This is a genomic window from Neobacillus drentensis (assembly GCF_036962125.1).
GTDB lineage: Bacteria > Bacillota > Bacilli > Bacillales > Cytobacillaceae > Neobacillus > Neobacillus drentensis_B.
Genome location: NZ_JBALOA010000003.1, coordinates 241,084 through 254,269, shown reverse-complemented (window position 1 = coordinate 254,269; position 13,186 = coordinate 241,084). Strand labels below are relative to the sequence as shown.

Annotated in this window: 13 protein-coding genes; 4 read left to right on the top strand and 9 right to left on the bottom strand. The window is 36.7% G+C overall.

The window, feature by feature from the left end:
- Positions 1-64: 64 nt before the first annotated feature.
- The gene (locus tag V7121_RS03300; protein ID WP_335545706.1) at positions 65-1,576 is read left to right on the top strand and encodes an MDR family MFS transporter; all 1,512 of its coding nucleotides are present in this window, start codon (positions 65-67) and stop codon (positions 1,574-1,576) included.
- A gap of 127 nt (positions 1,577-1,703) precedes the next feature.
- Here the strand turns inward: V7121_RS03300 and V7121_RS03295 are convergent, their stop codons facing one another.
- Positions 1,704-3,635 (bottom strand): fructose-1,6-bisphosphatase, encoded by a 1,932-nt coding sequence (locus V7121_RS03295; RefSeq protein WP_335545704.1) that lies wholly within the window; start codon positions 3,633-3,635, stop codon positions 1,704-1,706.
- 239 nt (positions 3,636-3,874) lie between these two features.
- On the opposite strand from V7121_RS03295, the gene V7121_RS03290 reads away from it, so the two are divergent.
- Positions 3,875-4,291 (top strand): DUF1284 domain-containing protein, encoded by a 417-nt coding sequence (locus V7121_RS03290; protein WP_335545702.1) that lies wholly within the window; start codon positions 3,875-3,877, stop codon positions 4,289-4,291.
- 164 nt (positions 4,292-4,455) lie between these two features.
- On the opposite strand, the gene V7121_RS03285 is transcribed toward V7121_RS03290, so the two are convergent.
- Positions 4,456-4,671 (bottom strand): DNA-binding protein, encoded by a 216-nt coding sequence (locus V7121_RS03285; RefSeq protein ID WP_335493797.1) that lies wholly within the window; start codon positions 4,669-4,671, stop codon positions 4,456-4,458.
- Between the two features lie 224 nt (positions 4,672-4,895).
- Positions 4,896-5,918: a DUF3231 family protein gene (locus V7121_RS03280; RefSeq protein WP_335545701.1), complete on the bottom strand. Its 1,023-nt coding sequence runs from the start codon at positions 5,916-5,918 to the stop codon at positions 4,896-4,898.
- Positions 5,919-6,216: 298 nt separating this feature from the next.
- On the opposite strand from V7121_RS03280, the gene V7121_RS03275 reads away from it, so the two are divergent.
- Entirely contained in the window at positions 6,217-6,663 is a 447-nt protein-coding gene (locus tag V7121_RS03275) for a MarR family winged helix-turn-helix transcriptional regulator (protein ID WP_335493799.1), read from the top strand.
- A gap of 138 nt (positions 6,664-6,801) precedes the next feature.
- The gene (locus V7121_RS03270) at positions 6,802-7,668 is read left to right on the top strand and encodes a permease (protein ID WP_335493800.1); all 867 of its coding nucleotides are present in this window, start codon (positions 6,802-6,804) and stop codon (positions 7,666-7,668) included.
- A 257-nt stretch (positions 7,669-7,925) separates the two neighbouring features.
- Here V7121_RS03270 and V7121_RS03265 read toward each other — a convergent pair whose 3' ends face one another.
- The 6 genes from V7121_RS03265 to V7121_RS03240 all read right to left on the bottom strand — a co-directional run bounded on the left by V7121_RS03265 (position 7,926) and on the right by V7121_RS03240 (position 13,101).
- Positions 7,926-8,537, bottom strand: coding sequence for an FMN-binding negative transcriptional regulator (locus tag V7121_RS03265; RefSeq protein ID WP_335493801.1), 612 nt, complete (start codon positions 8,535-8,537; stop codon positions 7,926-7,928).
- Between the two features lie 6 nt (positions 8,538-8,543).
- Positions 8,544-9,068, bottom strand: a complete 525-nt coding sequence (locus tag V7121_RS03260; RefSeq protein ID WP_335545699.1) for a GNAT family N-acetyltransferase — start codon at positions 9,066-9,068, stop codon at positions 8,544-8,546.
- A 25-nt stretch (positions 9,069-9,093) separates the two neighbouring features.
- Positions 9,094-9,546 carry a MarR family winged helix-turn-helix transcriptional regulator gene (locus tag V7121_RS03255; protein ID WP_335545697.1) on the bottom strand — a complete coding sequence of 151 codons (453 nt, stop codon included), beginning with the start codon at positions 9,544-9,546 and terminating at the stop codon, positions 9,094-9,096.
- Between the two features lie 283 nt (positions 9,547-9,829).
- On the bottom strand, positions 9,830-10,807 hold the full coding sequence (locus V7121_RS03250) for a fumarylacetoacetate hydrolase family protein (RefSeq protein WP_335493804.1): 978 nt from the start codon (positions 10,805-10,807) through the stop codon (positions 9,830-9,832).
- 60 nt (positions 10,808-10,867) lie between these two features.
- Positions 10,868-11,590: a FadR/GntR family transcriptional regulator gene (locus V7121_RS03245; RefSeq protein ID WP_335545695.1), complete on the bottom strand. Its 723-nt coding sequence runs from the start codon at positions 11,588-11,590 to the stop codon at positions 10,868-10,870.
- A gap of 302 nt (positions 11,591-11,892) precedes the next feature.
- Positions 11,893-13,101, bottom strand: coding sequence for a YhgE/Pip domain-containing protein (locus V7121_RS03240; RefSeq protein ID WP_335545693.1), 1,209 nt, complete (start codon positions 13,099-13,101; stop codon positions 11,893-11,895).
- Between the last annotated feature and the right edge of the window lie 85 nt (positions 13,102-13,186).

Genomic DNA, 13,186 nt, shown 5'->3' with positions numbered 1-13,186 from the left:
TTAGTCAATAACTTGACTAATTCAAAAATATTTCTAATATTTTTAAAAATAAGGAGAGTAGTACATGCCTAAAACAACAACAAATCGAAAAATGGTAACTGTTGCGATGCTGGTTGCGATTCTATTAGTCGCGATCGATGTCACAGTTGTCAGTACGGCCATGCCGCAGATTGTCAGTGACCTGAGCGGGTTAAAATTAATCAGCTGGGTCTTTGCCATCTATACGCTTACCACTTCTGTTACAACTCCGATTTACGGAAAATTAGCGGATTTATTCGGCCGAAAGAAAATCTTTATCACTGGTGTTATTTTGTTTGTGGTCGGCTCGATGTTGTCGGGTGCAGCTCAAACGATGACGCAATTGATTTGGTTCCGTGCTTTTCAGGGTATTGGGGCTGGTGCGGTGATGCCGCTTACCTTTACGATTATTGGTGACCTTTACCCTGGTGAGCAGCGAGCCAAAATGCAGGGAGTATTTAGTTCGGTCTGGGGAATTGCCGGTCTTTTAGGACCCTTAGTAGGCGGCTTCTTTGTTGACCAAATCAGTTGGCGTTGGATTTTCTATATTAATTTGCCGGTCGGTTTAGTCTCGCTCGTGTTAATTTCTGTCTTCTTCCACGAAACTGTTGAATTACAAAAGGACCGAAAAATTGATTATCTTGGTGCCCTTACTTTTACAATTGGAATTTCTACTCTTTTATATGCCCTGTTGAATGCTGGTCCGGGCCAAAAATACGCTTGGAATTCGACCTCCATTTACACTTTGTTTGCTGTTGCAGTCATCTTTATAGTGCTGTTTGGCTATATTGAGACCAAGGTGAAGGAACCAATGCTTCCTCCATCGTTATTCAAGATTCCCGTAATCCTCGTTTCGAATTTCATTGGTTTTCTAGCAAGTGCTGTCCTAATTGGAGTAAATGTTTATTTACCGATGTGGATTCAAACGATTCTTGGACATAGTGCGACGAGCTCAGGACTGACACTCATGCCGATGTCGATTGCTTGGCCGTTAGGTGCTACATTCGCGGGTCGTTATATGTATAAAATTGGCTCTAAGTTTACAGCAATCCTTGGTGCTATTTTGATAGCCTTAGGTGGAACATGGCTCCTTGCTGTGGAACTTGACTCCCCTTATTGGTATTTTGTAGGGATTATGATAGTGATTGGACTTGGCATGGGTTACGCAACCACTCCAACAACCGTGCTTGTTCAATCAGCGGTTGGTTGGCAAATGCGTGGCGCGGCAACCGCATCAAACTCCTTTACAAGATCCATTGGCCAAACGGTTGGGGTTGCTGTCTTCGGAACGATTTTCAACAACTCTCTGATTACGTTTGGAAAAGAACATGCAGGCGGAGGTTGGAGCGGTGGAGGCAATATTAGCAATCTCCTAAGTTCAGATACCATTAATAAGCTGCCTACAAATGTCATGACGATGATCCAGGAGGCGCTCGCCCATGGAATGCACCTTGTGTTTATTCTCGTATTTTTTATAGGGATCGCGAACCTCCTGTGTACGTTTTTCCTTCCTTCCCATAAGAAGGTAATGGAACATCAAAAGCAAGTCCAACATTAAAACGTATAGTCCTAAAAGAATGATTCATCATCTTTTTGGGATAATTAGTTTTCTTTAATAAATATCAGAGGGAGTTGACATAATTTGTCTACTCCCTCTGTCTCTTTTTCATCCTATTCTTCTGTTATTAATTCATATATCGATATTCTCTCAAACTATTCAAAATGGAAATTTCCTGTAATAGTTCTTGTCCAATATTCGTTTCTCTTACCTTTTTTCGCACCAGTTCTTTATCCACTAAGCGTTTGACCGATAATACATCCGTTCCGTCCCCTAATACGTTTTCTTTTGAATGGAACTGTTTATGAGCCACTAGCTGCATTCCGTAGGAATTATAAAGTAACGTATAGCCTGCTATACCGGTTACCGATTGATAGGGTTTGGAGAACCCACCATCGATGACAAGCATTCTTCCATTTGCTTTGATGGGATTCTCTCCCTCGATTTCTTTTACTGGCGTATGGCCATTGATAATATGGCCCTGCTCAGGATCGAGGTCAAATTCAGCTAGTAGTTTTTTACAAATTTCTTCCTTCTCACGTAAATAATAGTAAGGGTTCTTTCCTTCCTTATGCGTTGCCTTATCCTTAATAAAGTACCGTTCAAAGGTAGTCATCTCTCTTTTTCCAAACAGAGACGAGTATTCGCCGGTCCACAAATACCAAACCATATCGGTTGCCAGGTCATCTGTTTTTTCCGTGTGTTCAAATGCATATCGTAAATAAGATTCAAACGTATCGAGTAATTCACGGCCAGCATAGGTTTTATTATCAATTGTCATTTTTTCCATATTGCCTTCTTCATCTAAAGGAATACACCCATGAATTAATAAGTTGCCGTTATATTTCAAGTAAAGGCTGCCTTTTTTTATCAAGAAATTCATATGTCTCGCTAGCTTTTCAGAATGCTGAACGGAAAATAACAATTTTTCAATCACTTGTTTTTCTTCCTCTAATAATTCAGCTGGCTGCAGTGGATTAACGGTAGCAAAGCAGCTATTTTCTAGTGGGTAGGTTTTCCCGCGGATCGTGATTTCGTTCTTTTCATAATCTACCTTTTCAAGTAACAGCCTTTCAGACATATTAAAAAACGGTCGTCTTTTAATAATAGGCATTTCGAGTTTGAATTGAATCATCGCAATCGCTTGATGGATTTTGGTTATTTGCAATTTTTCATGATCTGTTATTTTTTTATCGGAGTGAACCTTCGGCCGAAATGCTGGATTATCTCCATAGTACTTTTCCGCTAGATTGAGTAAGGGTCTAAGATTGATTCCGTAAACGTCTTCAATAATATCTAAATTGTCGTATCTTGCACAAATACGAAGAATATTAGCCAAACATACCTTTGATCCAGCAAATGCCCCAATCCAGAGGACATCATGGTTGCCCCACTGAATATCAACGGAATGGTAATCGATTAGTGTATCGATAATTTTATCGGGTTCAGGTCCACGATCGTAGATGTCGCCCACCACATGAAGATGGTCGACTACTAATCTCTGCGTCGTATAGGCAAGCCCTATGATCAGCTTATCAGCCTGTCCTAAAGAGATAATCTGCTGGACAATTTTTGAATAATAATCATCCTTATTGGTGGAATCATTTCTTTTGTAAAGCAGTTCTTCAATGATATAGACAAACTGATTCGGCAACGCTTTCCGTAGCTTTGAGCGAGTGTATTTAGAGGAGGCATAAGAGATGAGCATCATCATCCGCTCGATCATTTCTTTATACCATTGATTTAATTCTAGCTCATTATAAAAATGATTTTTGATTAGCTGAAGTTTTTCTTCAGGATAATAAATTAATGTGGCAAATTCATTCCTTTGGTTTTCCGATAAGATATATTGAAAAAGGTCATTGATTTTCTCTTTTACCTTTCCAGAACCATTTCTTAATACATGTTGAAAGGCTTGATACTCCCCATGTAAATCGCTGACAAAATGTTCCGTCCCCTTAGGTAAATTAAGAATGGCTTCGAGATTAATAATTTCTGTGACTACTTTTTCTGCACTATCATATTTTTGCGCCAATAAATCTAGATATTTTTCATTCAAGAGTATGTATCCCCTTTCATAGATGACTATGTATTAACCCTTTAACACATTTCTCACATTCTATTATAAGTTTTATAATAAATATTAAAAGAGTTAGTGAGTTTATGGAATTTTTTACTCCCCTTAGTGTAACAAAAAAAGTGATCAATTTGTTCAGGTGTGATATGTTATGATGAAAAAAGAGGTAATGTTAACTAATAATAATTTTAAGTTAACATCTATAAGATAGGAGGAGAATTATGTTTCAACTGCGAGGTCATCATCTTTTTTGCCTTTTGGGCTATCGGGGAATGGGCTATTCGGATGAATACGTAAAAAATATGACACGATTGCATCAAACCTTGAGAAATAACCCAAAGACTTTAATTCAGCTTGTTAAGGGTCCTGACCAGTTGTGTGAAAAATATCCCAACTCTGGTCAATACCACTGCCAAGACCGTAATATTTATGATAGAGATCAGGCTATTTTAGATAAAATAGGACTTAAAATTGGACAAATATTGAATTGGGGGGACATTGAGTCGTGCATAAGAAAGTTTGTCGTTCCCTCCGATATTCAAATTTTGTGTGAAACTTGTTCCTGGCGTTCCTATGGAGTTTGTGAAGAAGGTATTCAAGAGATTCATGATTGGAAAGGTTTAAGGAAAGTTAAATAACCATCCGCACTTAGAACATCATTTGCTTCCACATAATCTTAATTAAATCTGAACACTGAGTTTAGATAGGTTCTTTTTTGATAACCAGATTTGCCATTGACATACACATAGCTATTCAAATTAAAATAGCTCTGGACTCTTACGAAATAGAGTACAGAGCTTTGTTATTTTCCAGAAAAAGATAATTGCTTTTCCTGAAGTGCTTCATTTAGGATTCTCACCGCTTTCGGCCCAACTCCATGTAACTTCAATATTTCTGCTTCAGTTACATGTGTCAATTGATCAAGTTTAAAGTACCCTGCATTGTTCAGAGCTCTTGTAGCAGGTTTACCAATGTTGGGGAAATCATTTTCTAGTGGTTCTTTATTGATCTTGTCCATATTTATTTCTCCTTTCTTAATTGAAAATCTTTAAATGGAGTCACCATACACTCTCCCATCTTTTATTTAATGTAACCGCGACTACTTAATTATATGGTAAATGTTGTGAATTTTAAAGCACTCATTTAGAGTTACTTTAATCCAGATTTATCACAAACGCCAAACAACCTCCTTATTTCAGGGAGGTTGTTAACGGTTTTATACAGAAGGATAACAAATGTGATTTATAATTGATTCTTTTTCCGTATTAATTCATCTCGATCCGGTGCCATTGGAGGCTGCTCTATCCATCTATTTTTTATCATGATATTCGCACCATCTTCAGAATACATTTGAACTTCTAAAGATAGTCGGTTATACATTGCACCAAGATCACCTCTAGGACTTTGACTGACAGCTGTACCGTAATACCCTATGCTCAAACCGACCAATCCAGAAGTGAAGAACATCATAAGCTTATCGGAAAATGTATACGCTGTACTATTGGTTATTTCTGAATCCCAACCCATAGGCGCCGGAAGTTTACTCTCTTCTAACTTCCCTCTAAATATTTTGATATGTTTATTCCCAACCTCTAAACCTTTTAAAAAGAATTTTTGTACATCCTTATCTTGTGCAACCTGACTAAATCCTGTAAGTGTAGCAACTCCCAAAGCGTTTCTTTGCAGATTGGCAAATAAACTATCTATTTCAGTACCTGTTAACGGTCTTTTCTCGCCAAACACATCTAACATGAACCATTGCTTTTTAACAAACTCAACCTTCTCGATATTAGGCAAGCTGGGAGATCTGATATACAATCCTTTTGATAATAATAATTCAGTTGCCTTTTTATCTAATTGCATAGTTTCGGTCAGGCAGTCCATATAATAGGTTTTGATATCACTCCTTACAGATGCTGCAACACTACCAGCGTAGGAGGTAAGTCCAACCTTAGACATTTGATTGATAAAATTAAGGACAAAACTGTCCGAATATAGTCTAGCCGCAGTTACGTTTACATCCTCTTTAATACTAAAGCCATGTGGAACTACATGCTTTTCCTCAGTTAAAATGGTGGTAATTTTTTCAATATGTGATTGAGATAACTCTAGTGCATATTTAATAATAGGCTTAATTTCTTCATCCTCCGCTTTTTCAAAAAAGTACGAAAGAACGCAAATGCTAGCGCTATCATTTAAATATTGCATCCAAAGTTGTGCAATCTCGCCAGCTGTTAGCCTGATCTGGTTTCCCTTTTCCTCCATAAGCAGCCTCCAAAAAAGATATACTGTATAATACCTTCTCATAAAAGTACTCATAGTATGTCCGATAACTGTCCCAAATACCAAAAAGGTAATCAAAATGAGATGATTCCATGCAAAAATCCATTCATATAAATGCAAAAGTTTTTTTAAATTGATTAAGTAAAAATTATTTCAAACATTTGGTGTGCTATACACACAGCAAATGAATATCCCTATAGATAAAAAATTTTCCAATTTCAAAGAAAATAAGTTGCAATTTACAAATATTTAGTATATAAATAAAGCAGAGGTGAAATAAATGGAAAATCTTAGAGAAATATTTCAAGTGATGACAAGACGTTTTGGTCTTTTGAATAAAAACTGTTGCCAGGTTGGTGGCGAAGAATTATCTCTTGTTCAGAGCCACATTCTTTACGAAATTCTTCAAAAAGACAGACCTTCGATGCAACAGGTTGCTGACACATTAGCAATCGATATAACCACATTTAGTAGGCAAATTCAAACATTAGTAAAGCTAGAGCTGGTTAAAAAAACACCACTTCCAGAAGATAAACGAGTGTCACAACTAACCCTGACAACTCAAGGGAAGTATGTTGCAACAAAGATCGATGCAGATATGAACCGATATCTTACCGAAGTTTTTTCACATATGAGCGAGTTTGAACAAGAGATGGTCATCCGATCCGTTAAACTTCTAAACGAAGCCATGTCCAAATCTACTGTTTGTTGTAAACCATTAATTTGAGCAAGAACATCTTGCTTATTTTATTAAATAATTACTTGCAAATTGCAAATAAAAAAAGCGCTGTGAAATTTAATATCCAAGCATTATGTTGTGAAATTGAGAACACAAACATTGTTAATAAACTAGGAGGGTTTGCTTATGTGGTCAGAAGTGTTTCAAAGTTTTGTTTCCATCGCATTGGAATTAACCATTTTGTTCATTGGAATCTCATTTTTAATCAATCTATTACAAGGGGTGATACCGTATGAAAAGATGGAACGACTGATGGAGAAGAGTCACCCATTAGTTAGTGCGTTAGTCGCGCTGGGATTTGCCTTTATCACGCCTTTTTGTTCATGCTCTACCATTCCTGTCGTAGTGAATCTACTCAACAAAAAAGTTCGATTTGGGATTGTCATGATTTTCTTATTCTCTTCTCCTGTTCTTGATCCGACCATCATCACCTTAATGACAGCTGTACTTGGCGCAAAGGTTGCTCTTGCCTATACTCTCATAACAGCCACATTATCCATTATCATTGGGTTTGCGTTAGAAAAGTTTGGGTTTGAAGAACAAATAAAAAATGTCGTAGTAAAGGGATATCAAGAACCTAATAAGAAATTTCAACTGAAAGCTGCATTGGTAGAAACGCTTCAACTCATGAAAAGTGTCTATCCTTATTTACTAATAGGGGCATTTATTGGTGCTTTCATTCATGGGGCCGTTCCAACCAGTTGGATTTCCACTTTTATGGGGGGTGATAAGTGGTGGCTTGTTCCGATCGCTGCAATTATTGGAATTCCACTCTATATTAGACTTTCGACGATGATTCCGATTTCACAAATTATGATTGCTAAAGGGATGGCGTTGGGGCCAGTCATGGCGCTCATGATTAGCTCGGCAGGCGCAAGTTTACCAGAATTAACTTTATTAAATAGCATTTTTAAAAAGAAACTTGTCTTTGCTTTCGTCGGTTCCGTCTTTACAATGTCAACTATATCTGGATTTTTATTCTATATTATTTAAGGAGGTATTAATAATGAACATTTTAAAAAGCCTATTTGGAAAAAAAGAAAGTCCTTGCTGCGGTGTGAAAATTGAGGAAGTAAAAGTAGATGGTAAACCAAAAGAAGAACAAAAAAATAGTTGCTGTAAATAATCACCTTCATTAGTGGTTAATCGTTCAAATATATTGATATTAAGTAAGCCAATGGTGAACAATCGCTTTTATGATATGGTCAACCAGATTTTTCTGGTTGACCAATATTCGTAGGGTTTTAGTCTTATTTTTGGAGATTTTTCCTCATAAGAGCTGCCACTTGTATTTGATCCTGATTAGTACTGTTTTCGAGGTTCTTAATAATTAACTCTTGGCGTTCTACAGGCTGATTTTGGCTTAATTTCGCTTTTGCTTCTATTTTTGTGATTTTGATTCTAAATGGCACAATTCCTTTACCCATTCCTTCGATAAAACTCGGTTCTACATCATGTAAATGGTATGGACTATCAGAGCTTTCATATTTATTTACCAAGTCATTTAACGATTCAAATATTACTTCACTATCTTCAATAATCTCCAGACTTCCATATAAATGGATAGATACATAATTCCAGGTTGGCACTGCTTTCATTGTTTCGTACCAAGAGGGAGAAATATAACAGTGTGGACCTTGGAAAACCACAAGAACTTGTTGGTTTTCCACATCTCTCCATTGTTCATTCGAACGAGCAAAATGGCCATATAAAGCATTTTCAGATTTATTTAACATTAGTGGAAGATGGGTAGCATATGGTTCCCAGTTATGATGAGAAAATAGGGTGGCAAAACCATATTTTTCGATAAAATCATAAATTACTTTTTCATCGTCAATATTAAAATGTTTAGGTATATACAAAATGAATCATCCTTCGGAAAGTGTTTTGGTCATTATCAAGTCCGTTTGTTCCTCATCACCCATATAAAAAGAGTGGGCCCCAGTTTGAACAAATCCCATTTTCTTATAAAAAGCAATCGCATTTTCATTTTTTTCCCATACGCCTAGCCAGATTTTCTTTTTATTCTCTTTCATCGCCACTTCCAACGCTTGATTTAGAAGGTGTTTACCAAGCCCATGTTTTTGGAATTGGTTCTTTATATAAATCCGCTCGATTTCAAGTGTTTGATCGCCCATTTCTTCGGACTGAGCCTCATCGGTATTTACCTTTACATATCCAGCGACTTCATTATTGTAATAAATGAAAAAGAAATACGAAGAAACATTGGTTAATTCTTTTTCTAATTGTGGTAAGTTAAATGCTCTTTCCAAATAGGCATTCATATTTTCGGGTAAATTCTGATCCTTAAAAGTCTCATTAAATGTTTCATAACTTATTTCTTGAAGCTTACGTGAATCTTCTAGTGTGCACTTTTTTATATTGATCGTCATTTAGTTATGTCGCTCCTTACTGTATTCAATATTTTCTTTTGTTTCCCTTTTTCACAAATTCCCAGTCTTTTTCTACATTTACTCTAACTTTTTGAAGAAGAGTGAAAATGTTTTCTACTTCTCTTTCAGAAAATCCCTCTAATGCAACGGTGTTGGAATAATCATTTTCTCTTTTTATAAAAGGATAAACATTTTTCCCTTTCTCTGTAGGAAAGAGTTTTTTAATTTTTTTGTTCTGTTGATCCTCTTTCTTTTCAATAAAGCCATTCAGTTCAAGCTTTTTTATTGCACGAGACGCGGTTGTTCGATCTACTTTAATCATCTCAGCCAACTTTTCTTGAATGATTCCTGGATTTTCGCATATTCGCACGAGGTACAAATACTGCCCTTTTGTAAGGTCAAATTCTTTAAATTCTATATTGCTTATAGAATCTAACGCCCTTGCAATCATTCCAATTTCTCGTAAAATTTCCTTCATCATTAACTCCTAGGTACGTATTTTTGTTGCAAATGCAATAAAAAATGTTATATATAAAATTTACCCCAATTTTGTTGTATTTGCAACATTTAAATGTAAAATGCCCCAATTTGGCACCCCATTCCCCTGTTGAGAAAAATAAAAAAGCTCCAAACTTCATTTAAGAGCTTGGAGCTTCTATTCTAATAATCCTTTTTTATCATTTTAAAGATAATATCCATAATGGCTATGAAACAAGGGGCTGGCTGGGATTAGGTATAAACCCCAGATCAAATTTCCAAATTTAAGAAACGGTTACTTTGCTTGCTACCACTTTGTTTACTTGTTCGCCAAGGTCGATTGTTCCATCTGCGCTTTTAATCTGACAACGAACCACATCGCCCTCTTTAAGGTATTTCCCATTATTGATTTGGCTTTCCACCAGTAAATCCATTTTCTTTTGGTAAGCAAGTGCTGGATTGGAAATTTCCCCTAAAATTTCTGGTGTAAGCGTTAATGCTACACCGCCAGTTGTACCTGTGATGATTAAATCTCCTTTTGATAAGTCCATCGTTTCTGAAAGCTCCTTGATGGTTTCAGCAGGTTTAAAAATCAACTGATTCGTATTGGCAGATTGACGCAATTCATCATTTACCCAGCATTTTAATTCAAGATCATGAATGAGAGCTGTCTCTTCCTTATCTAATAAGTATAGAAATGGTCCTGTTGGTCCAAATGTACGGTAGCTTTTCCCTTTTAACCATTGTCCTTCAGAAAGCTGCACATCCCGAGCAGACACATCATTAAAGATGACTAGCCCGGCAACATATTGATGAAGATTCTCATCTGTTACTTCTACGGCTTCAGTAATCTCTGTGCCAATGACCAGTCCTAACTCAATTTCATAATCTAGGAGTTGAACATGAGAAGGACGGATAATTTCGGTGTGGGCACCACAAAGTGAACTATCTGCTTTGCTAAAAATCATGTTATACGGAGGGCGGGATGCTTCAAGGCCTGCTTCTGCACGGTGTGAAGAATAATTTGCACCCTGACAAACAATTCTTGCTGGTCTTGTGACTGGACTTAAAATGGTTACCTCTTCAAGTGAAATAGCCCCATTCGTCCCCTGTTCTTTAATTGTCCTGGCTTCTTCAGTGCCAGCTTCCAAAAAATGTGCCAAAGAGCTATAGTTCCCTTTTAAGACAAGAATTTGATCGTTTGATACGACTCCCCACTGCTGTTTATTTTCCTTTTCAAATCGTACAACTTGTAATCCCATGTTCTTACCCCTCTCAAATATGCCTATTTTTTCGCAAATATAATAAGACCTCTATTGGAGTTAGTCTTGAAAACCATATATTTTTTCTAAGATTCTCTTCACTCGTCTGATTAAATCAGTCATTGTTTGCCTAGCCAACTCTTCATCTCTTGCCATGACTGCATCATATATGACACGGTGCCTTTCCAACACTTCTTGTGTCGGAGAATCATAGGGTGATTCAGGGAAATCCTTTAATGCTTGCAGTGTTTTCTCTCGGCTGATGACTAGCGCCTTTCGAAGTGTTTTCACCGTATTGATGATAAGATCATTGTGAGAAGCTTGTAAAATGCTTTCATGGAAATCATAATCCGCTCTTGCCCAAGCCTTTTCATCGCCGATGGATTGCTCTAAACGCTCAAAAGCATCTTTTATTTTTATCATGTCTTGGTCGGTTGCCCTTTTAGCCGCTAATTCAGCGGCAGTTGGTTCAAGCCCCAATCTCACCTCTGATAAATGCACTAAAAAATCTCTATTTTTCTCATCTTCGAGCACCCAAGATAGTACATCTAGATTCCACCATTGCCAATCCGAACGTGGAAGGACAACCGTACCGGCTCTTTGATTAGACCTAACAAGTCCCATGGTTGATAGGACTCTTAGCGCTTCACGAACTACCGTCCGGCTAACTTCAAGCCTTTCACTAACAACTTCTACTTTTGGCAGTAATTCTCCAGGTGCAAATTCACCTGTTACGATTTTCTTTCCTAAATCATAAACCAGTTGATCACTTCTATTCTTCATTCAGACCACTTCCTCTTCTCCAGTCTTGATGTGACCCTCATTCTAGTAAAGATGATATTTAGTAAGAATCAGAGGTTAATCAAAAAAGGGAACGCTTCCACTACCATAAATGTTGAATTTATTATATAAACACCTACCTTTTTAAGCTAAACACTCCATTTTTTAAAAATAAATATTATTTATCTGATTATTATGGTAAATAATATTTATTTTACTGTCAATATCTTTTTAAAGTTTTTACTTTGCACACATAAAAAGTAACACCAACTCCAAAGAGCTGGTGTTTTCTTATAAATTTAAAATCAAAAGCTTTGGCCAACTGATTTGTTATTTTCGTTTTGTGATATGTCTTTTACTGAACTGTGTTTTAAGGAAGAAGCTAGTATGATTACCATGCTTGTTAATCCAATCCATACGAGGTTAGATAAAGAAGAATCCCAAGATAATCCCTTTCCGAAGAAGAACAACTCTCGGAGACCTTGGATCATAAATCGCATCGGCAACCAAGAATAGATCCAATCTTGATAAAACGGAGACATCATTTCAGGAGCCATTGCGAGCAGTGGTGCACCAAAGAATAACAATAGGGCAAAAAGAGCGATACTTCTTATTCCCAGCCATGAAAGTACAGCTGAAATCATTAGGAAAAAGCTAAAGGAAGTAATCGATAGGAATAAAGCTGTATCGATAAACTGTGGGATATAAAGTCCTACCATATTATCTGCGAGCCAAGTTAAACCGAATCCAACGACAAGAGAAATAACCGCACCTATTAAAATTTGTCCTATTTTTGTAATCAATTTCTCTTTTCGATTTACAATCGGTAATTTACTAACGGCCAAAAAGATAATCGCCGCACTCGCCAAACTTCCTATCCATAACGGCTGAAATAAGGAAACAGGAGAATTTCCGTTTGCACTATTCGTACCAATTTCATTCACATTTGTAACCTTTTTTGTAATAGGTGTGGCCAGATTTGCAGCTTGTTCTGCTGTTAACGTTCTTCCTTGCTTTTCAAATCCATCTAGCAGTTGTGTACGCACATTGATGTTTATATTATCAACTATTCCATTCAACATTTGTCCTGCCATCGTTGAAGCTGCTGTATTCATTCCCTGATTGATATAGATTTGAACTTCAGGGGAAAATGGTGCTGGTGTCCTTAATGATGCCTGCTTCACACTAAAATCTTTCGGAATCACCAATGCTGCATAATATTTTTGATGATCTAACCCTTTTAATACTTCCTCTAAGGTTTTTGCTTCTACCCATTTAACTGCTGGGTCTTCGTCTGTTGTTGCTTTTGAATTTTTTTCCATTGTTTCAACGATGGTTTTACCCATATTCATTTCTGGTTGATTAGGTAACTGAACTCCCTCATCCTCATTTACGATGGCAATAGGCAGATTTTTGGGTTGAGGCTGGACTGATGGGAATAAGGTTAAAGAAAAAATAAAGATAATTGCCAAAGCGATAATCGGTGAAAGTAATATCAGTTTGTTTTTGAACATATTTTAACCTCCTACAATTTTTGATATAATAATAAACAACCTGTTGTTTATTATATTTCAGATTGTATAATTGATTCCAATTCAG